This window comes from Streptococcus sp. BS35b (assembly GCF_000286475.1).
Lineage (GTDB): Bacteria > Bacillota > Bacilli > Lactobacillales > Streptococcaceae > Streptococcus > Streptococcus oralis_W.
This window is the reverse complement of sequence record NZ_ALKH01000004.1, coordinates 186,152-206,127: the sequence shown is the minus strand read 5'-3', so window position 1 is coordinate 206,127 and position 19,976 is coordinate 186,152. Positions and strand designations below refer to the sequence as shown.

The following is a 19,976-nucleotide window of genomic DNA, read 5'->3' as shown; positions in this document are numbered from 1 at the left end:
TTCTCCTTATTGGTACAATAACATCACTCTATTATATCATAAATTTACAAAGAAAGGGTTAAAAATGACAACAGCCTTGATTTCAGGTTATTCTGCCTTCGACCTTGGTCTCTTTAATGACAAGGATATTCGCGTTGATATTATCAAAACAGCTATTCGGAGAGACCTGGAGCGTCTAGCAGAGGAAGGGGTGACCTGGCTTGTCTTTACAGGGACTTTGGGCTTTGAGTACTGGGCGCTTCAGGTGGCAAAAGACATGAAAATAGACTATGGATTTCAGCTGGCGACCATTTTTGATTTTGAAACCCATGGCAGTAACTGGAATGAAGCCAATCAAGTGAAGTTGAGCGAATTCAAGCAAGTTGATTTTGTCAAATATGCCTATTCACAGTATGAACACAAGGGACAACTACGTGATTATCAGAAATTTTTACTGGAGAACACAGATATTTGCTATCTTTTTTATGATGAAGAAAACAAAACTAAGTTACAATATTTTTACCAAATGATGAAAAATCAAGCAGACTATGTTACAAGGCAATTAACATTTGATGAGTTAAATGAACTAGCAGAAAATTTTTCTGAAAAGTAACCCTTTGACCTTGATTTTTACTTGTCTTTTTTTATATAATAATACTAGTAACCCAGAATGGAGAGAGACATGGCAAGTATTATATTTTCAGCAAAAGATATTTTTGAACAAGAGTTTGGACGCGAAGTGCGTGGATATAGCAGATCAGAGGTGGATGAATTCCTCGATGATGTGATTAAGGATTATGAAACTTACGCAGCTTTGGTTAAATCCCTTCGCCAAGAAATTGCCGATTTGAAGGAGGAGTTGTCTCGTAAACCACAGGCGGCTCCAACTCAACCAGACTCTATTGAAGTAACAGCTTCTACTTCAATGACAAATTTTGATATTTTGAAACGCTTAAATCGTCTCGAAAAAGAAGTATTTGGTAAGCAAATCTTAGACAATCAAGATTGATAATTGACTAAGGAATGAATGCAATTTTTGGATAATCGCGTGAAGAGGTTCTCTTTTCATGAGGAAAGTCCATGCTAGCACAGGCTGTGATGCCTGTAGTGTTTGTGCTAGGCGAATCCATAAGCCTAGGGACGAGTGATCGTTACGGCAGTCGAAATGGCTAAGTCTTCGGATAGGTCAGAATAGGCTTGAAAGTGCCACAGTGACGGAGTCTTTCTGGAAACGGAGAGAGTGGAACGCGGTAAACCCCTCAAGCTAGCAACCCAAATTTTGGTCGGGGCATGGAGTGCACGGAAACGAACGTAGTACTCTGACTGCTAGCAGATTTATGCTGTTAGCGGTAGACAGATGATTATCGAAGGAAGTGGTCCTAGTCACTTCTGGAACAAAACATGGCTTATAGAAAATTGCATATAGGTTGGGGCTGAGAAATCTTTCTCAACCTCATTTTTTAAAGTGAACAAGAGAAAGGTCCTGCAAGACTAGAAATGAAAGAACAATTTAATTTAATCGCAACTGCTGCGGCGGGTCTTGAGGCTATCGTTGGACGAGAAGTGCGAGATCTGGGTTATGATTGCCAGGTTGAGAATGGACGTGTCCGCTTCCAAGGAGATGTGAAGGCAATCATTGAGACCAATCTTTGGCTTCGTGCAGCGGATCGCATCAAGATTGTAGTCGGAAGCTTTCCAGCTAAGACCTTTGAAGAGCTTTTTCAAGGCGTTTTTGCTCTAGATTGGGAAAACTATCTCCCGCTTGGGGCGCGTTTCCCGATATCAAAGGCCAAATGTGTTAAGTCAAAACTTCATAACGAGCCCAGTGTTCAGGCTATTTCTAAGAAGGCTGTTGTGAAGAAATTACAAAAACACTATGCCCGCCCAGAAGGAATTCCCTTGATGGAAACTGGTCCTGAGTTTAAGATTGAGGTGTCTATTCTGAAAGATGTGGCAACTGTCATGATTGACACGACAGGTTCTAGCCTTTTTAAACGAGGTTATCGTACGGAAAAGGGTGGAGCGCCAATCAAGGAAAATATGGCAGCGGCCATTTTACAACTATCTAACTGGTATCCAGACAAGCCCTTGATTGATCCGACCTGTGGTTCAGGAACTTTCTGTATCGAGGCGGCTATGATTGCCAGAAAGATGGCACCAGGCCTTCGCTGTTCCTTTGCTTTTGAGGAATGGAACTGGGTCAGCAATCGGTTAATCCAAGAGGTCCGTACTGATGCTGCTAAGAAAATTAATCGTGAGATAGAACTGGATATCATGGGCTGTGATATTGATGCTCGTATGGTAGAAATTGCCAAGGCAAATGCCCAAGCAGCAGGTGTTGCAGGAGATATCACCTTTAAACAAATGCGGGTACAAGATTTGCGCACTGACAAGATCAATGGCGTTATCATTTCCAATCCACCATATGGAGAGCGCTTGTCCGATGATGCAGGAGTTACGAAACTTTATGCTGAGATGGGACAGGTCTTTGCACCACTGAAAACCTGGAGTAAGTTTATCCTGACGAGTGACGAAGCTTTTGAAAGTAAGTACGGAAGTCCAGCGGATAAAAAACGAAAACTCTATAACGGGACCTTAAAAGTGGATTTGTATCAATACTTTGGTCAGCGTGTGAAACGCCAAGAGGTAAAATAGAAAGGTAAACTCATGAGCAAGAAAAGACATGATCGTCATAAAAAAGAACAGCAAGAGCCACAATTCGATTTTGACGAAGCAAAAGATTTGACTGTTGGTCAAGCAATTCGTAAGAATGAAGAGGTTGAGGCTGGAGTATTGCCTGAAGACAATATCTTGGACAAATACATCAAACAGCACCGCGAAGAGATCGAGGCAGATAAGTTCGAAACTCGTCAGTTTGAAAAAGAAGAGTTGGCCTCTACTCAAAACTTAGAGGAATTGATCCAAGAAGTTCGTGAAACAAGTGAACTTTCTGGAGAGGTAGACGATTCAGACCTGGTTTCCGAGGAATCTAGTGAAGAGATAGATAATGAAGAAACTACTCAGTTTGTTCCCCCGCTTCAAGATGAGGAAAGTACTGAAATAGAGCCTCTCGTTTTAACAGAAACAGCATCCAAGGAAATGAATGAGGAAAATGAGGAACAAGAAGAAACCTATACTTCCCTATCACGATCAGTACAGACGGAACCTGAAACAGGCTCTAAAAAGAAACGTCTGATTACCATCGTTTCTGTGGTAGCTGCAATTCTTGTTCTTGCTGGGACGTATTATGTCTACCGTCAGGTATCCCGTTCGAACCAAGAAATTCAGTCTTCTCAATCATCTTCAGGAAATCAAGAATCGCAAACCGACTTGCAAGAGTTCAATACGCTTTATGATTCCTTCTATACAGATGCCAATAAGACTGCTTTAAAAAATAGCCAGTTCGATAAGTTGAGCCAGCTAAAAACCTTACTGGATAAGTTAGAAGGTAGCCGTGATTATACACTAGCTAAGTCAAAATACGATAGCCTAGCAACTCAAATCAAGGCCATTCAAGATGTCAACGCCCTCTTTGAAAGTCCAGCTATTACTGATGGTGTCTTGAATACCAATGCTAAAGCCAAGGCGGATGCTAAGTTCACGGAAGTTAAAACGGGAAATACAGAGCTTGATAAACTGTTAGATCAGGCGATTAGTCTTGGTAAGAGTCAACAAACCAGTGCTTCCAGCTCAAGTTCTAGCACGAGTCAAGCAAGCTCAAGTTCAGCTACAGAAAGCAGTGCAAGCAGTACGACGCCTTCAACAAGTACCACAGCACCGGCTAGAGATACAAATGGTGGTTTATCTGGCGATGGGGTTAATCTTCAAAGAAGTGCTAGTCGTGTACCCTACAACCAATCAGCTGTAGACGATAGCAATAACCCTGCTTGGACGTTTGCAGATGGTGTATTGGAACAAATCCTAGCAACCTCACGTGCTCGTGGCTATATCACTGGCAACCAATACATTCTCGAACGTGTCAATATTGTAAACGGAAACGGCTATTACAACCTCTACAAACCAGATGGAACCTACCTCTTCACCCTCAACTGTAAGACTGGTTACTTTGTAGGGAATGGTTCTGGCCATGCAGATGACTTGGACTATTAGGAGTCCGTTACAAAATTCTTTCCTTTCATAGGTAAAAATGATAAAATAAAACAAATTAAATAAGAGGAGTGTCACATGACAAAAGCTAACTTTGGTGTCGTAGGTATGGCCGTAATGGGTCGTAACCTTGCCCTAAATATCGAATCTCGTGGTTATACAGTTGCCATTTACAACCGTAGTAAAGAAAAAACAGAAGACGTAATTGCCTGCCATCCTGAAAAGAACTTTGTGCCAAGCTATGACGTTGAAAGCTTTGTAAACTCAATCGAAAAACCTCGTCGTATCATGCTGATGGTTCAAGCTGGACCTGGTACAGATGCAACTATCCAAGCTCTTCTTCCACACCTTGATAAGGGTGATATCTTGATTGATGGAGGAAACACTTTCTACAAAGATACCATCCGTCGTAATGAAGAACTAGCAAACTCAGGGATCAACTTTATCGGTACTGGAGTTTCTGGTGGTGAAAAAGGTGCCCTTGAAGGTCCTTCTATCATGCCTGGTGGACAAAAAGAAGCCTACGAATTGGTTGCGGATGTTCTTGAAGAAATCTCAGCTAAAGCACCAGAAGATGGCAAACCATGTGTGACTTACATCGGTCCTGATGGAGCTGGTCACTATGTGAAAATGGTCCACAACGGTATCGAGTATGGTGACATGCAATTGATTGCAGAAAGCTATGACTTGATGCAACACTTGCTTGGCCTTTCTGCAGAAGACATGGCTGAAATCTTTACTGAGTGGAACAAGGGTGAATTGGACAGCTACTTGATCGAAATCACAGCTGATATCTTGAGCCGTAAAGATGATGAAGGTCAAGATGGACCAATCGTAGACTACATCCTGGATGCTGCAGGAAACAAAGGAACGGGTAAATGGACTAGCCAATCAGCACTTGACCTTGGTGTGCCGTTGTCACTTATCACTGAGTCAGTATTTGCCCGTTACATCTCTACATACAAAGAAGAGCGTGTACATGCTAGCAAGGTCCTTCCAAAACCAGCTGCCTTCAAATTTGAAGGTGACAAGGCTGAGTTGATCGAAAAGATTCGTCAAGCCCTTTACTTCTCAAAAATCATTTCATACGCACAAGGTTTCGCCCAATTGCGTGTGGCTTCTAAAGAAAATAACTGGAACTTGCCATTTGCCGACATCGCATCTATCTGGCGTGATGGCTGTATCATCCGTTCTCGTTTCTTGCAAAAGATTACAGATGCCTACAACCGCGATGCTGATCTTGCAAACCTTCTCTTGGATGAGTACTTCTTGGATGTTACTGCTAAGTACCAACAAGCAGTTCGTGATATCGTAGCTCTTGCTGTTCAAGCTGGTGTACCAGTGCCAACCTTCTCAGCAGCCATTACTTACTTTGATAGCTACCGTTCAGCAGACCTTCCTGCTAACTTGATCCAAGCGCAACGTGACTACTTTGGTGCCCACACTTACCAACGTAAAGACAAAGAAGGCACATTCCACTACTCTTGGTATGATGAAAAATAAGTAGGTCTGCCATGGGGAAACGGATTTTATTACTTGAGAAAGAACGAAATCTCGCTCATTTTCTCAGTCTGGAACTCCAAAAAGAGCAATACCGTGTTGATCTGGTCGAGGAGGGGCAAAAAGCCCTCTCCATGGCTCTCCAGACAGATTATGACTTGATTTTACTGAATGCTCGTCTGGGGGATATGACGGCCCAGGATTTTGCAGAGAGGCTGAGTCGGACAAAACCTGCCTCAGTGATTATGGTCTTGGACCATCGCGAAGAATTGCAAGACCAGATTGAGACAATCCAGCGCTTCGCCGTTTCTTACATCTATAAGCCAGTGATTATTGATCAGCTGGTGGCTCGTATTTCAGCGATTTTCCGAGGTCGGGACTTTATCGACCAACATTGTAGTCAGATGAAGGTCCCAACGTCTTACCGCAATTTGCGTATGGATGTAGAACATCATACCGTTTATCGTGGCGAGGAGATGATTGCTCTGACGCGCCGTGAGTATGACCTTTTGGCCACTCTCATGGGAAGCAAGAAGGTCTTGACTCGTGAGCAGTTGTTGGAAAGTGTTTGGAAGTACGAAAGTGCGACAGAAACCAATATCGTGGATGTTTATATCCGTTATCTACGTAGCAAGCTTGATGTAAAAGGTCAAAAAAGCTACATTAAAACCGTGCGTGGTGTTGGGTACACCATGCAAGAATAGAAAAGCAGTTGCAGTTGTGTAACTGCTTTTTTTGAGAAGTTTCTATATATTGACATACAATAAAGTCTTTGCTACAATCAGTTATGGAGGAAAGATCTAATGAAAAAATTTAAAATAATGATGCAAGTTGGGCTCGCAGTCTTTTTCTTTGCTTTGCTAGCGACAAGCACCGTATTGGCGGATGATGCTGATTCAGAAGGCTGGCAATTTGTCCAAGAAAATGGTAGAACTTACTACAAGAAGGGTGACATCAAAGAAACGGCCTGGCGAGTGATTGATGGCAAGACATATTATTTTGATTATAATGGTGAAATGGTTGTTGGTTGGCAATACATTCCATTTCCATATCAAGGAAGTACCATTGGTCCTTACCCAAATGGTACGAGGTTGGAATTTATGCCAATGTCAAAATGGTATTACTTTGGTCAAGATGGGGTACTACAAAAATTTGTTGGTAAGCAAGTGTTAGAAGCAAAAACTGCTACAAATACCAACAAACATCATGGGGAACAATATGATAGCCCAGCCGAAAAACGTGTTTATTATTTTACAGATCAGAATAGCTATCACACCTTAAAAACTGGTTGGGTTTATGATGAGGGGGACTGGTATTATTTACAGAAGAGTGGTGGCTTTGATGCTCGTATCAACAGTTTAACGGTTGGGGAGCCAGTGCGTGGTTGGGCCAAGGATTATTCTCTTCTATATGATGAAGAGGAAATAAAAGCGGCTCCATGGTACTACCTAGACCCAGAAACTGGCATTATGCAAACTGGTTGGAAACAACTTGCCAATAAGTGGTACTACCTCCGTTCATCAGGAGCAATGGCATCTGGCTGGTATCAGGAAGGCTCAACTTGGTATTATTTAGATGAACCAAATGGCGATATGAAAACGGCTGGCAATACCTTGGGAACAAGTGGGACTACCTCCGTTCATCAGGAGCTATGGCGACTGGCTGGTATCAGGAAGGTTCGACTTGGTATTATCTACATGCAAGTAATGGCGATATGAAGACAGGCTGGTTCCAGGTTAATGGTAAATGGTACTACGCATATAGTTCAGGTGCTTTAGCAGTGAATACGACCGTAGATGGTTATTCTGTCAACTATAATGGCGAATGGGTCCAATAATGAAAGAGGCGATTGTGAAGGAAACAATCGCTTTTTTTGTGAAAATATAATAAAATAGATAGGAGAAAATACTACTGTATGAAATGAGACGGTCTTTCCGTCTGGTTAAAGGAAAACATGACAAAAAAAGTTGGTGTCGGTCAGGCACATAGTAAGATTATTTTAATAGGAGAGCATGCGGTAGTCTACGGCTATCCAGCTATTTCTCTGCCTCTTTTGGAGGTGGAGGTGACATGTAAGGTTGTCCCTGCAGCTAGTCCTTGGCGTCTGTATGAGGAGGATACCTTGTCCATGGCAGTGTATGCCTCGCTGGAGTATTTGGATATCAAAGAAGCTTGCATTCGATGTGTGATTGACTCGGCTATCCCTGAAAAACGGGGAATGGGTTCGTCAGCGGCTATCAGCATAGCGGCCATTCGTGCGGTTTTTGACTACTATCAAGCCGACCTGCCTCATCATGTATTGGAAATCTTGGTCAATCGGGCTGAGATGATTGCCCATATGAATCCGAGTGGCTTGGATGCCAAGACCTGTCTCAGTGACCAGCCCATTCGCTTTATCAAGAATGTTGGTTTTACAGAACTTGAGATGAATCTATCTGCCTATTTGGTGATTGCTGATACGGGCGTGTATGGACACACTCGTGAAGCCATCCAAGTGGTTCAAAGCAAGGGGAAGGATGCCCTACCGTTTTTGCATGCCTTGGGAGAATTGACCCAGCAGGCAGAAGAGGCAATTAGACGAAAAGATGCTGAGGGACTGGGACAAATCCTCAGTCAAGCGCATTTACATTTAAAAGAAATTGGTGTTAGTAGCCCTGAGGCAGACTCCCTCGTTGAAGCGGCTCTGAGCCATGGTGCTCTAGGTGCCAAGATGAGTGGTGGTGGGCTAGGAGGCTGTATCATAGCCTTGGCAACCAATTTGACTCAAGCTCAAGAACTAGCAGAAAGATTAGAAGAGAAAGGAGCTGTTCAGACATGGATCGAAAGCCTGTAACAGTACGTTCCTACGCAAATATTGCCATTATCAAATATTGGGGAAAGAAAAAAGAAAAAGAGATGGTTCCTGCTACTAGTAGCATCTCTCTGACTTTGGAAAACATGTATACAGAGACGACCTTGTCGCCTTTACCAATGGATGCGACTGCTGATGCCTTTTATATCAATGGTCAGCTCCAAAATGAGGCTGAGCATGCCAAGATGAGCAAAATCATTGACCGCTACCGTCCAGAAGGTGAGGGATTTGTCCGTATTGATACCCAAAACAACATGCCGACTGCAGCGGGCTTGTCCTCAAGTTCCAGTGGTTTGTCCGCTCTGGTCAAGGCTTGCAATGCTTATTTCCAGCTTGGTTTGGATCGGAGACAGTTGGCGCAGGAGGCTAAGTTTGCCTCAGGTTCTTCCTCTCGGAGCTTTTATGGACCACTAGGTGCCTGGGATAAGAATAGTGGGGAAATTTACCCTGTAGCGACAGACTTGAAACTAGCTATGATTATGTTGGTGCTAGAGGATAAGAAAAAACCAATCTCTAGCCGTGATGGGATGAAACTCTGTGTGGAAACCTCGACGACCTTTGATGACTGGGTGCGCCAGTCTGAGAAGGATTATCAGGAGATGCTGGTTTATCTCAAAGAGAATAACTTTGCCAAGGTTGGGGAATTAACGGAGAGAAATGCTCTAGCCATGCACGCTACGACCAAGACTGCTAGTCCAGCCTTTTCATATCTAACGGATGCGTCCTATGAAGCGATGGACTTTGTTCGTCAGCTTCGTGAGCAAGGGGAAGCCTGCTACTTTACCATGGATGCCGGTCCCAATGTCAAAGTCCTCTGTCAGGAGAAAGACTTGGAGCATTTGTCAGAAATTTTCGGTCAACGTTACCGCTTGATTGTGTCAAAAACAAAGGATTTGAGCCAAGATGATTGTTGTTAAAACTTGCGGGAAACTCTATTGGGCAGGTGAGTATGCTATTCTAGAGCCAGGGCAGTTAGCCTTGATAAAGGCCATCCCCATCTATATGAAGGCTGAGATTGCTTTTTCTGAGAACTATCGTATCTACTCAGACATGTTTGATTTCGCAGTGGACTTGACGCCAAATCCTGACTACAGCTTGATTCAAGAAACGATTGCTTTGGTGGAAGACTTCCTTGCTGTTCACGGTCAGACTTTGCGACCTTTTTCCTTGGAAATTCGTGGGAAAATGGAACGGGAAGGCAAAAAATTTGGTCTGGGTTCTAGTGGTAGCGTCGTTGTCTTGGTGATCAAGGCCCTGCTGACTCTGTATGGTCTTTCAGTTAATTCGGAACTCTTGTTCAAGCTGGCTAGCGCGGTCTTACTCAAGCGAGGAGACAATGGTTCTATGGGAGATCTAGCCTGTATTGTGGCAGAAGATTTGGTTCTCTACCAATCTTTTGATCGAAAGAAGGTGGCTACGTGGCTGAAAGACGAAAGCTTGGCAACAGTTGTGGAGCGTGATTGGGGCTTTTCTATCTCACAAGTAAAACCAGGTCTAGAATGTGATTTCCTAGTGGGATGGACCAAGGAAGTGGCCGTATCGAGTCAAATGGTTCAGCAAATCAAGCAAAACATCAATCAGAATTTTTTAAGATCCTCAAAAGCAACGGTGGCTGCTTTGGTGGAAGCCTTGGAGCAGGGGAAAGTAGAAAACATCATCGAGCAGCTGGAAACAGCCAGCCAGCTCTTAGAAGGCTTGAGTTTAGATATTTATACGCCTTCGCTCAGACAGCTAAAAGAAGCCAGCCAAGGCTTGCAAGCCGTTGCCAAAAGCAGTGGCGCTGGTGGTGGTGACTGTGGCATTGCCTTGAGTTTTGATGTGCAATCAACCGAAACCTTAAAAAATCGTTGGGCCGATCTGGGGATTGAGCTCTTATATCAAGAAAGGATAGGACATGACGACAAATCGTAAGGATGAGCACATCCGCTATGCCCTCGAGCAGAAAAGTTCCTATAATAGCTTTGATGAGGTGGAGTTGATTCATTCTTCCCTGCCTCTTTATGACCTGGATGAGATTGATTTGTCTACAGAATTTGCAGGTCGAAAGTGGGACTTTCCTTTTTATATCAATGCCATGACGGGTGGGAGCGATAAGGGGAGAGAAATCAATCAAAAGCTGGCTCAGGTGGCAGAAGCCTGTGGGATTTTGTTTGTAACGGGCTCTTATAGTGCAGCCCTAAAAGATCCAACAGATGCCTCTTTTTCTGTCAAGTCTAGTCATCCAAAGCTCCTCCTTGGAACCAATATTGGCTTGGACAAGCCTGTTGAGTTAGGCCTTCAGACTGTAGAAGCGATGAATCCTCTCCTCCTCCAAGTGCATGTTAATGTCATGCAGGAATTACTCATGCCTGAGGGAGAAAGGAAGTTCAGAAGCTGGTATTCGCATCTGGCAGACTATAGCAAGCAAATCCCTGTTCCTATTATTCTCAAGGAAGTGGGTTTTGGGATGGATATGAAGACCATCGAGAGAGCCTATGAACTGGGCGTTCGAACGGTTGACCTGTCAGGTCGTGGAGGTACCAGTTTTGCTTATATTGAAAACCGTCGCAGTGGCCAACGTGAATACCTAAATCAATGGGGCCAGTCCACCATGCAGGCCCTTCTCAATGCGCAAGCTTGGAAAGACAAGGTCGAACTCTTGGTCAGTGGAGGCGTTCGGAACCCGCTTGATATGATTAAGTGCTTGGTATTTGGTGCCAAGGCTGTAGGACTGTCACGTACCGTTCTGGAATTGATTGAAACCTACTCGGTCGAGGAAGTGATTAGTATTGTCCAAGGATGGAAAGCAGATTTACGCTTGATTATGTGTGCCCTTAATTGTGCCACCATAGCAGATCTGCAAAATGTAGACTATATTCTTTACGGTAAACTAAAAGAAGCTAAAGAGCAGATGTAGAGAGGTCGGGACAAGAATCCCGTCCTTTTTTGTAGCCTTTTGTCAACTGTGGTGGGCTGAAAGAACCTAGTTTGTAGGAGCGATTTCTGTCCGACCGCTTTTTCCATCCTTAGACCGAGGTGTCTTTTTTGAATTGTGATAAAATAGAAGGGAGAGGATGCACCTATGAAAAAATTTCAAATTTTTCTATTTATTGAAGCCTGTCTATTGACGGGAGCTCTGATTTTGATGGTATCAGAGCATTTTTCGCGTTTTCTGCTGATTCTATTCCTCTTTCTTCTCCTGATACGCTATTATGCAGGCAAAGAGGGCAATAACTTTCTTCTCCTTGTGGCCACCATTCTTTTCTTTTTTATCGTCATGCTCAATCCCTTTGTGATTCTAGCGATCTTTGTGGCAGTTATCTATAGTCTCTTTCTTCTCTATCCAATGATGAATCAAGAAAGAGAGGAGACGGATTTGGTCTTTGAAGAGGTGGTAACGGTTAAAAATGAACACAATCCTTGGTTTGGCAATCTCCATCATTTCTCTAGTCACCAGACCTGCCAATTTGACGATATCAATCTCTTTCGCCTCATGGGCAAGGACACCATTCATCTAGAAAGAGTTATCCTAACCAATCATGACAATGTCATTATCCTTAGAAAAATGGTCGGAACGACTAGGATTATCGTACCTGTAGATGTGGAAATCAGCCTCAGTGTCAACTGTCTTTATGGAGATCTTACCTTCCTTCATCAACCTAAGAGATCCCTTCGTAATGAACACTATCATCAGGAAACCAGAGACTACCTCAAGAGTAACAAGAGCGTCAAAATTTTCCTAACCAGTATGATTGGAGATGTGGAGGTGGTTAGAGGATGAAAAAGCAATCCTATCTATTAATCGGGCTGACTTCTCTCCTTTTTATCCTCTTTTTGACCAATAGTCTACTTGATATTCTTAATCTTGATTGGTCCTATTTGCTACAGGATATCGAGAAAACAGAGAAACTCATCTTCTTGATCTTGGTCTTTAGCCTTTCCATGACCTTCTTTTTTGTCCTTTTTTGGCGCGTGATAGAAGAAGTCTCTCGCAGAAAAATGCAGGTCAATCTCAAGCGACTGCTAGCAGGAAAAGAGGTGGTTGCCTTTGCAGATCCAGACTTGGATGCCAGTTTTAAGTCCTTGTCTGGCAAGCTTAACCTCTTGACAGAGGCTGTTCAAAAGGCTGAAAATCAAAGCCTGGTCAAGGAAGAAGCAATCATCGAGAAAGAACGAAAGCGGATAGCACGCGACCTGCACGATACAGTTAGTCAGGAGTTGTTTGCAGCCCATATGATTTTATCAGGTGTCAGTCAGCAGGCTTTGAAGCTGGATAGAGAAAAGATGCAGACCCAGTTGCAAAGTGTCGCGGCCATCCTAGAGACAGCCCAAAAGGATTTGCGGGTCTTGCTCCTACATTTGCGACCAGTTGAGTTGGAAGAGAAGAGTTTGGTTGAGGGGATTCAAATCCTCTTAAAAGAGCTAGAGGACAAGAGTGATCTCAAGGTTAGTCTCAAGCAGAATGTGTCTAAATTGCCCAAGAAGATTGAAGAACATATCTTCCGCATTTTGCAGGAGTTGATCAGCAATACCCTTCGCCATGCTCAGGCATCTTGCCTAGATGTCTACCTCTATCAGACAGACGTTGAATTGCAGCTGAAGGTGGTGGACAATGGGATTGGTTTCCAGTTGGGGAGTTTAGATGACTTGAGTTATGGACTGCGAAATATCAAGGAGCGAGTCGAAGATATGGCAGGTACGGTTCAACTCTTGACAGCACCTAAGCAAGGACTAGCGGTTGATATCCGTATTCCCTTGCTAGATAAGGAATTATAAGGAGTAGAGATGAAAATTTTACTGGTAGATGACCATGAAATGGTTCGATTGGGCTTGAAAAGCTATTTTGATCTCCAAGACGATGTGGAAGTTGTGGGCGAGGCTGCCAATGGGGCTCAAGGTATTGACTTGGCCTTGGAACTGCGCCCAGATGTCATTGTCATGGATATTGTCATGCCTGAGATGAATGGGATTGATGCAACCTTAGCCATCCTCAAAGAATGGCCTGAAGCCAAGATTTTGATTGTGACCTCTTACTTGGACAATGAAAAAATCATGCCGGTCTTGAATGCGGGTGCCAAAGGTTATATGCTCAAGACTTCTAGTGCAGATGAATTGCTCCACGCTGTCCGCAAGGTGGCTGCTGGAGAGCTGGCCATTGAACAAGAGGTCAGCAAGAAGGTCGAATACCACCGCAATCATATCGAACTTCATGAGGATCTGACTGCACGTGAGCGAGACGTGCTTCAACTGATCGCCAAGGGCTACGAAAATCAGCGCATCGCTGATGAACTCTTTATCTCTCTCAAGACGGTCAAGACCCATGTGTCCAACATTCTTGCCAAGCTTGAGGTTAGTGATCGCACCCAGGCAGCGGTCTATGCCTTTCAGCATCACTTGGTCGGGCAGGAGGACTTTTAGATGAGTCTTGCAGATTTACTTGAGGAGCTAGAAGCGGCAAAAGATCCGCATAAAGCAGGCCCAATGGAAGCCTATATGCGTCATCAATTTCCCTTTTTAGGTATTGCAGGTCCTGAAAGAAATGCCCTCTATAAAAAATACTTTCCAAGCGAGAAAAAAACAAAGATTATTGATTGGGATTTTGTAGACACTTGCTGGGAAAAGGAATCTAGAGAATACCAATATGTGGGCGCCAACTATTTGAAAGCCATGCAGTCTTATCTAACGAAGGATGATTTGCCTAAGCTTGAGCGTCTGGTCGTGACCAAGTCTTGGTGGGATACGGTAGATATCTTAGATCGAGTAGTAGGAAGTTTGGTAGCCGACCATCCGAAACTTGAAGAAGTGATTTTAAAATGGAGCCTCTCAGACAATATCTGGCTGAGACGAGTCGCTATTGACCACCAGTTGTTAAGAAAAGAGAAAACCAATGTCCAGCTGATGGAAAAGATCCTGCTCAACAATCTGGACCAGACAGAATTTTTTATCAACAAAGCCATCGGCTGGGCTCTAAGAGACTACTCTAAAACCAATCCCGAATGGGTAGCACGTTTTATTGAAAAAAATAAGAAACGAATGGCTGAACTTAGTATCAAGGAAGCGAGCAAGTACCTTTAGCACTATTGAAAAGCGCATTCATTACTTGAAAAAAGTCGCTATTATATGGTATAATGGACTGTATTAAAAATTTTAAGGAGAAATGACAGAATGTCTGTATCATTTGAAAACAAAGAAACAAACCGTGGTGTCTTGACTTTCACTATCTCTCAAGACCAAATCAAACCAGAATTGGACCGTGTATTTAACTCAGTAAAGAAAACTCTTAACGTTCCTGGTTTCCGTAAAGGTCACCTTCCACGCCCTATCTTCGACCAAAAATTTGGTGAAGAAGCTCTTTATCAAGATGCAATGAACGCTCTTTTGCCAAACGCTTATGAAGCTGCAGTAAAAGAAGCTGGTCTTGAAGTCGTTGCACAACCAAAAATCGATGTGACTTCAATGGAAAAAGGTCAAGACTGGGTTATTACAGCTGAAGTCGTGACAAAACCTGAAGTAAAATTGGGCGACTACAAAAACCTTGAAGTGTCAGTAGATGTAGAAAAAGAAGTGACAGACGCTGACGTTGAAGAGCGTATCGAACGCGAACGCAACAACTTGGCTGAATTGGTTATCAAAGAAGGCGCTGCTGAAAATGGTGACACTGTTGTTATTGACTTCGTTGGTTCTATCGATGGTGTTGAATTTGACGGTGGAAAAGGTGAAAACTTCTCACTTGGACTTGGATCAGGTCAATTCATCCCTGGTTTCGAAGACCAATTGGTAGGTCACTCAGCTGGCGAAACTGTTGATGTTATCGTAACATTCCCAGAAGACTACCAAGCAGAAGACCTTGCAGGTAAAGAAGCTAAATTCGTGACAACTATCCACGAAGTAAAAGCTAAAGAAGTTCCAGCTCTTGATGATGAACTTGCAAAAGACATCGACGAAGAAGTGGAAACTCTTGACGAATTGAAAGAAAAATACCGCAAAGAATTGACTGCTGCGAAAGAAGAAGCATACAAAGATGCCGTTGAAGGTGCAGCAATTGATAAAGCTGTAGAAAACGCTGAAATCGTAGAACTTCCAGAAGAAATGATCCACGAAGAAGTTCACCGTTCAGTAAATGAATTCCTTGGGAACTTGCAACGTCAAGGTATCAACCCTGACATGTACTTCCAAATCACAGGAACTACTCAAGAAGACCTTCACAAACAATACGAAGCAGAAGCTGAGTCACGTACGAAGACTAACCTTGTTATCGAAGCAGTTGCCAAAGCTGAAGGATTTGATGCTTCAGAAGAAGAAATCCAAAAAGAAATCGAGCAATTGGCAGCAGACTACAACATGGAAGTTGCACAAGTACAAAACTTGCTTTCAGCTGACATGTTGAAACATGATATTACTATCAAAAAAGCTGTTGAATTGATCACAAGCACTGCAACAGTAAAATAATCTTAAAAGAGAAAAATCCCACCTGCCTAGGTGGGTTTTCTGCTGCACTATTTTCCAAAAATCTCTTTTAAGTCTGCATCTGTAATCCCGATCATGGCTGGAATACTAGACCAGTTTTCCTCAGTGAGGATGTAGGATAGAGGAGAATCATCTTGATTTGTCACTTTGCTAGAGGTTGGGTTGGTTTGGTCAGTTCTTTCTATCAGGTCCTGAAAACGCTCAATCAGATAGGTCTTGCGGGCAGTTCCGATGTGCTTGACTGCATAGTCGAAAGCCTGTAATTCACCTAGTAAGATAAGTTTGCTCTTAGCCCGTGTGATAGCTGTGTAGATGAGATTGCGTTCCAGCATGCGCTTGCTAGCACTGGTGATAGGCAGGATGACGACGGGAAACTCACTTCCCTGAGACTTATGGATACTCATGGCATAGGCCAGTCGAATCTTGTACCATTCGTTTCGTGGGTAGATGACCTCATTGCCATCAAAATCAATGACAATCTCGTCTTGTTTGGACTCGGTATATTTTCCAGGAATCAGGTCTGTGATGTAGCCTAGGTCTCCGTTAAAGACATTGACTTCGGCATCGTTGACTAGGTGAATGACCTTGTCACCCTTGCGATAGAAGCATTGGGGAGCTTCAAAACTGAGTTGGTCTTTTTGTGGTGGATTGAGCAGGTCTTGCATGAGCTGATTGATGGCATCAATACCTGCAGTACCTCGATACATAGGCGCTAGCACCTGAATATCACGAGCCGGAATGCCACTTCTGAGGGCAGCACCAAGAATTTTCTCAATGGTAGCAGGGATATGGCCGCTAGCAATTTCAAAGTAGGAGCGGTCTGCCTTTTTCTGGGTAAAGTCAGCTGGCAAGATGCTTTGTCGAATCTGACTCGCCAAGGTAACGATAGTTGATTCTTCGCTCTGACGGTAAATCCGTTCCAAGCGAGTCTGCGGAATCAGGGGTATCTGGAGCAGGTCAGCAAGGACTTGTCCGGGACTAACAGAGGGCAACTGGTCACTGTCTCCCACGATGAGAATTTTGCTGTTAGAAGAGATGTTGGAGAAGAGTTGGTTGGCTAACCAAGTGTCCACCATAGAAAACTCATCCACGATGATGAAGTCGGCATCCAGATAATCTTCCAGATGACTGGTATCATCGTCTCCCGTCATCCCCAAATGGCGATGTATGGTCGCGCTAGGCAAACCTGTCAATTCATTCATGCGCCGAGCGGCTCGGCCAGTTGGAGCTGCTAGAAGGATAGGCAGACTGCTTTTCTTCCTGAGATCAAGCTCTTCTAAGAGGGCATAAACAGCGATAATCCCATTGATAACCGTCGTCTTACCAGTACCAGGTCCACCTGTCAGGATAAAGACCTTGTTCTGGATAGCGTCGCAGATAGCCTGTTTTTGAATGTCATCGTATTGGATAGCTAATTCTTGCTCGACAGTAGCGATATGCTTGTGAATGGTTTCCAAATCCTGACTTTGTTTCTTTCCTTTTTCGAGGATACGAACCAAGTGACTGCGAATGCCTTCTTCGGCGAAAAAGAGGCTGTTATCAAAGATTTTAGTATCAATCTGCTGAACCTTGTCTTCTTCAATCAGATGAGATAATTCCTGAGCTACTTGGCTGGGATCGAGTTCCATGGGACGGGAAGACTCGAGGAGAGTCAGCGTTTGTTCCAGCAAATCCCGGGCTTCCATATAGGTATCGCCTGTATCCATACATCCCTGAAGAAGACTGTGGACAAGGCCAGCACGGAAGCGTTCAGGAGCTTGACTTTCGATGCCTAGTTCGGCAGCCAATTGGTCTGCAATGGTAAAACCCAAGCCCTTGATATCTTCAACCAGTTGGTAGGGATAGTTTTCGACAATATCCAGCGTTTCTTCCTTGTAAAAGTCTTGAATCTGAAAGGCCAGTTTATTGGGAATGCCGTAGTTGGCAAGTTTAGCCAAAACCATTTCTGTCCCATAGTTGAGACGGAGGGTGGAAACAAAAGCCTCACGGTTTTTGACAGAGAGTCCTGCAATACTTTCTAGCTTTTCAGGATGTTCCAGAATTTCGTCAATGGTATTGTCACCATAGCTATCAACGATTTTTTGGGCCGTTTTGAGACCAATCCCCTTGAAATGGCTACTGGAAAAATACTTGACTAGCCCATTTTTAGTTGGTTTTGCGCGTTCATAACGGCTGATCTGAAGCTGTTCCCCATACTTGGAGTGCTGAACGATTTGTCCCCAAAAAGTGTAGTCTTCACCCTCAATCACGTCCGCCATGGTTCCTGTAACGATGATTTCAAAATCGTCAAAGTCCTCCGCATCGGTATCTTCGATATCTAGGAGGAGAATGCGATAAAAATTACTGAGATTTTCAAAAATAATCCGTTCAATGGTGCCTGAAAAATAAACTTCCATAGGTTTCCTTTACATGAGTTAATGAGAGTTGGACCTTTAGCTTCTTTCAACAAGTTAGGAGACTAAAAAGTCTTCTTCTCGCAATAGAAAAAGAGGCTGAGACTTAGCATTCTCGGCCTCTTCCTTATCTTAAAAAGTTCCGATACGGTTAAGTGGCCAGAAACGGAATTTTGCTTCGCCTTTGATATCGCCGGCCTTGAAGGTACCAACGTGGCGGCTGTCGCTAGAGACTAGACGATCGTCACCAAGGAGAAGGTACTCACCTTGAGGGACAGTAAAGCTAAAGCTGGTGTTGGAATTGACATCGACTGTAAAGGCCTGTGCCTTTTGAGCAAGTTCTCTAAAGTAAACTCCCTTATTGCCTTCAAATCCTTTTCCAGTATAGGTGTTCTGCAACTTTTCTGTTTTGAACAAGTTGAGATATTCAGCTAGGTAGGGTTCATCCGTTTCTTCATCGTTGATAAAGAGTTTGTCATTTTCGTAGCGGATGGTATCACCAGGCATGCCGATGACCCTTTTGACAATGTCTTTATTTCCGTCTTCCTCATGCGCAACCACGATATCGAAACGGTCAATTGGGAGATGTTTGACAACGAAGAGAACCTCTCCGTCGGCTAGGGTAGGATCCATAGAGTGCCCTTCCACACGGACATTGCTCCAAAGGAAGATACGGCTAAGGCCGACCAGCGCGATAATCAGGAAGAAAACTCCCCATTCTTTTAGAAATGTTTTAAACGAATTCATAACTCACCTTTCTAGAAGTGCTTTGGCTTTTTCAGTATTTTTAAAATGCAGTTTGGCGCAGAAATGAAGTCCCTTCATGCCATAGGCTTGAAGGATTTTGCTAGCAACCTTATCAGATGCAGTTCCAGCGCCACTTGGCAGTTGATAGCCTAGTTCCCGTCCAAGATTTTCCAAGTTTTCGAGGAAGAGATCTCGCGCGATGATAGAGCTAACTGCAACAGCCAGGTATTTGCCCTCGGCTTTTTCTTCTAAGCTAATTTTGTTTGGAAAACGGTTGGCTTCTTGCGCCAAGTACTTGTCATAGTTTTTAGGGCTTGTAAAAGCATCAATCACGATTTTTTCTGGCTGGACTCCTTTTTGAAGCAGGAGAAAGATAGCCTGGTTGTGAAGGGCAACTTTTACAGAAACAGCATTGTAACGCTCTCCGATAACTTCGTTGTACTTGCTCGGTGAAAGGAGGAGCGCTTGGTGCTGGATTTTTTCCTTGAGGATAGGGGCAATCTGACGAATCTTTTGGTCTGTCAGAGTCTTAGAATCCCCCACACCGAGTTTTCGCAAGAAGTCATGCTGGTCCGGTGTCACGAAGGAAGCCACGACAGCCAGCCCGCCAAAGTAGGAACCATTTCCTACCTCATCAGTCCCAATCATAGGAAAATCTTGTCCACTGTTTTCTTGTTGAACTTGATAGCCAAAGAAACTAGCGTAGTGCTCAGCAGCTTCGCCCTGCAGGAGGACTTTTCCAGAAGTATAGATGGAAACTGTTGCTTGAGGGAATCGCAAAAAAAAGCGAATATAGGGATTTTTACTAGGACTGAGAGCCTTCTGATACTGACTTAAAAAGCTCTGAATTTCCTGTTCACTTGGTGTGAGTGTGATACTTGCCATAGTCTCTATTGTACCACAAAAGCAGGAGAATTGGTAAAAACTGACAAAGTTAGCGAAATTTGGTATAA

The 19,976-nt window shown here is 43.7% G+C and carries 18 protein-coding genes, 1 other RNA gene and 1 pseudogene; 17 read left to right on the top strand and 3 right to left on the bottom strand.

All coding sequences use genetic code 11. The features are described 5' to 3' along the window. Positions 1–64 precede the first annotated feature (64 nt). From HMPREF1149_RS06695 to tig, 17 genes and pseudogenes are all read left to right on the top strand, one after another. Complete coding sequence (locus HMPREF1149_RS06695) at positions 65–592, top strand: SLOG family protein (protein ID WP_000205321.1); 528 nt, start codon at positions 65–67, stop codon at positions 590–592. A 69-nt stretch (positions 593–661) separates the two neighbouring features. Continuing rightward, positions 662–988, top strand: coding sequence for a cell division regulator GpsB (gene gpsB, locus HMPREF1149_RS06690; protein ID WP_000146536.1), 327 nt, complete (start codon positions 662–664; stop codon positions 986–988). A 23-nt stretch (positions 989–1,011) separates the two neighbouring features. Beyond that, positions 1,012–1,393, top strand: an RNA gene (gene rnpB, locus HMPREF1149_RS11310) — RNase P RNA component class B. Positions 1,394–1,476: 83 nt separating this feature from the next. Further along, positions 1,477–2,634, top strand: a complete 1,158-nt coding sequence (locus HMPREF1149_RS06685) for a THUMP domain-containing class I SAM-dependent RNA methyltransferase (protein ID WP_000662900.1) — start codon at positions 1,477–1,479, stop codon at positions 2,632–2,634. Positions 2,635–2,646: 12 nt separating this feature from the next. After that, entirely contained in the window at positions 2,647–4,089 is a 1,443-nt protein-coding gene (gene mapZ / locus HMPREF1149_RS06680; protein ID WP_000039111.1) for a cell division site-positioning protein MapZ, read from the top strand. A gap of 75 nt (positions 4,090–4,164) precedes the next feature. Next, positions 4,165–5,589: an NADP-dependent phosphogluconate dehydrogenase gene (gene gndA / locus HMPREF1149_RS06675; protein WP_000158772.1), complete on the top strand. Its 1,425-nt coding sequence runs from the start codon at positions 4,165–4,167 to the stop codon at positions 5,587–5,589. An 11-nt stretch (positions 5,590–5,600) separates the two neighbouring features. Continuing rightward, positions 5,601–6,290, top strand: coding sequence for a response regulator transcription factor (locus HMPREF1149_RS06670; protein WP_000518005.1), 690 nt, complete (start codon positions 5,601–5,603; stop codon positions 6,288–6,290). A 99-nt stretch (positions 6,291–6,389) separates the two neighbouring features. Next, a pseudogene (gene cbpF, locus HMPREF1149_RS06665) lies at positions 6,390–7,423 on the top strand (choline-binding protein CbpF). A gap of 117 nt (positions 7,424–7,540) precedes the next feature. After that, positions 7,541–8,419 carry a mevalonate kinase gene (mvk, locus tag HMPREF1149_RS06660; protein ID WP_000163299.1) on the top strand — a complete coding sequence of 293 codons (879 nt, stop codon included), beginning with the start codon at positions 7,541–7,543 and terminating at the stop codon, positions 8,417–8,419. Then, positions 8,401–9,354: a diphosphomevalonate decarboxylase gene (gene mvaD, locus HMPREF1149_RS06655; RefSeq protein ID WP_000375369.1), complete on the top strand. Its 954-nt coding sequence runs from the start codon at positions 8,401–8,403 to the stop codon at positions 9,352–9,354. Before mvk ends, mvaD begins: the two co-directional genes overlap by 19 nt. Beyond that, on the top strand, positions 9,341–10,348 hold the full coding sequence (locus tag HMPREF1149_RS06650; RefSeq protein ID WP_000637612.1) for a phosphomevalonate kinase: 1,008 nt from the start codon (positions 9,341–9,343) through the stop codon (positions 10,346–10,348). Before mvaD ends, HMPREF1149_RS06650 begins: the two co-directional genes overlap by 14 nt. After that, a complete protein-coding gene (fni, locus tag HMPREF1149_RS06645) occupies positions 10,332–11,333 on the top strand; it encodes a type 2 isopentenyl-diphosphate Delta-isomerase (RefSeq protein ID WP_000210644.1) in 1,002 nt (333 codons plus the stop codon). Before HMPREF1149_RS06650 ends, fni begins: the two co-directional genes overlap by 17 nt. A gap of 165 nt (positions 11,334–11,498) precedes the next feature. Then, complete coding sequence (liaF, locus tag HMPREF1149_RS06640) at positions 11,499–12,197, top strand: cell wall-active antibiotics response protein LiaF (RefSeq protein WP_000714476.1); 699 nt, start codon at positions 11,499–11,501, stop codon at positions 12,195–12,197. Next, a complete protein-coding gene (locus HMPREF1149_RS06635) occupies positions 12,194–13,192 on the top strand; it encodes a sensor histidine kinase (protein ID WP_000744937.1) in 999 nt (332 codons plus the stop codon). Before liaF ends, HMPREF1149_RS06635 begins: the two co-directional genes overlap by 4 nt. A 9-nt stretch (positions 13,193–13,201) precedes the next feature. Further along, on the top strand, positions 13,202–13,834 hold the full coding sequence (locus tag HMPREF1149_RS06630; RefSeq protein WP_000698403.1) for a response regulator transcription factor: 633 nt from the start codon (positions 13,202–13,204) through the stop codon (positions 13,832–13,834). Further along, the gene (locus HMPREF1149_RS06625) at positions 13,835–14,491 is read left to right on the top strand and encodes a DNA alkylation repair protein (protein ID WP_000050040.1); all 657 of its coding nucleotides are present in this window, start codon (positions 13,835–13,837) and stop codon (positions 14,489–14,491) included. 90 nt (positions 14,492–14,581) lie between these two features. Further along, on the top strand, positions 14,582–15,865 hold the full coding sequence (tig, locus tag HMPREF1149_RS06620) for a trigger factor (protein ID WP_000116504.1): 1,284 nt from the start codon (positions 14,582–14,584) through the stop codon (positions 15,863–15,865). A 47-nt stretch (positions 15,866–15,912) separates the two neighbouring features. Here tig and recD2 read toward each other — a convergent pair whose 3' ends face one another. From recD2 to rnhC, 3 genes are all read right to left on the bottom strand, one after another. Beyond that, positions 15,913–18,279, bottom strand: a complete 2,367-nt coding sequence (gene recD2 / locus HMPREF1149_RS06615; protein WP_000454448.1) for an SF1B family DNA helicase RecD2 — start codon at positions 18,277–18,279, stop codon at positions 15,913–15,915. 129 nt (positions 18,280–18,408) lie between these two features. Beyond that, entirely contained in the window at positions 18,409–19,023 is a 615-nt protein-coding gene (gene lepB / locus HMPREF1149_RS06610; protein WP_001083989.1) for a signal peptidase I, read from the bottom strand. Positions 19,024–19,026: 3 nt separating this feature from the next. After that, complete coding sequence (gene rnhC, locus HMPREF1149_RS06605) at positions 19,027–19,908, bottom strand: ribonuclease HIII (protein WP_000146893.1); 882 nt, start codon at positions 19,906–19,908, stop codon at positions 19,027–19,029. Between the last annotated feature and the right edge of the window lie 68 nt (positions 19,909–19,976).

Excerpts from the sequence above, each read along its gene's own strand:
- HMPREF1149_RS06635 (WP_000744937.1), top strand. The coding sequence starts at position 12,194 with ATGAAAAAGCAATCCTATCTATTAATCGGGCTGACTTCTCTCCTTTTT.
- HMPREF1149_RS06630 (WP_000698403.1), top strand. The coding sequence starts at position 13,202 with ATGAAAATTTTACTGGTAGATGACCATGAAATGGTTCGATTGGGCTTG.
- lepB (WP_001083989.1), bottom strand. The coding sequence starts at position 19,023 with ATGAATTCGTTTAAAACATTTCTAAAAGAATGGGGAGTTTTCTTCCTG.
- HMPREF1149_RS06650 (WP_000637612.1), top strand. The coding sequence starts at position 9,341 with ATGATTGTTGTTAAAACTTGCGGGAAACTCTATTGGGCAGGTGAGTAT.
- liaF (WP_000714476.1), top strand. The coding sequence starts at position 11,499 with ATGAAAAAATTTCAAATTTTTCTATTTATTGAAGCCTGTCTATTGACG.
- HMPREF1149_RS06670 (WP_000518005.1), top strand. The coding sequence starts at position 5,601 with ATGGGGAAACGGATTTTATTACTTGAGAAAGAACGAAATCTCGCTCAT.
- rnhC (WP_000146893.1), bottom strand. The coding sequence starts at position 19,908 with ATGGCAAGTATCACACTCACACCAAGTGAACAGGAAATTCAGAGCTTT.
- mvaD (WP_000375369.1), top strand. The coding sequence starts at position 8,401 with ATGGATCGAAAGCCTGTAACAGTACGTTCCTACGCAAATATTGCCATT.
- recD2 (WP_000454448.1), bottom strand. The coding sequence starts at position 18,279 with ATGGAAGTTTATTTTTCAGGCACCATTGAACGGATTATTTTTGAAAAT.
- tig (WP_000116504.1), top strand. The coding sequence starts at position 14,582 with ATGTCTGTATCATTTGAAAACAAAGAAACAAACCGTGGTGTCTTGACT.
- gndA (WP_000158772.1), top strand. The coding sequence starts at position 4,165 with ATGACAAAAGCTAACTTTGGTGTCGTAGGTATGGCCGTAATGGGTCGT.
- fni (WP_000210644.1), top strand. The coding sequence starts at position 10,332 with ATGACGACAAATCGTAAGGATGAGCACATCCGCTATGCCCTCGAGCAG.
- HMPREF1149_RS06695 (WP_000205321.1), top strand. The coding sequence starts at position 65 with ATGACAACAGCCTTGATTTCAGGTTATTCTGCCTTCGACCTTGGTCTC.
- mapZ (WP_000039111.1), top strand. The coding sequence starts at position 2,647 with ATGAGCAAGAAAAGACATGATCGTCATAAAAAAGAACAGCAAGAGCCA.
- HMPREF1149_RS06625 (WP_000050040.1), top strand. The coding sequence starts at position 13,835 with ATGAGTCTTGCAGATTTACTTGAGGAGCTAGAAGCGGCAAAAGATCCG.
- HMPREF1149_RS06685 (WP_000662900.1), top strand. The coding sequence starts at position 1,477 with ATGAAAGAACAATTTAATTTAATCGCAACTGCTGCGGCGGGTCTTGAG.
- gpsB (WP_000146536.1), top strand. The coding sequence starts at position 662 with ATGGCAAGTATTATATTTTCAGCAAAAGATATTTTTGAACAAGAGTTT.
- mvk (WP_000163299.1), top strand. The coding sequence starts at position 7,541 with ATGACAAAAAAAGTTGGTGTCGGTCAGGCACATAGTAAGATTATTTTA.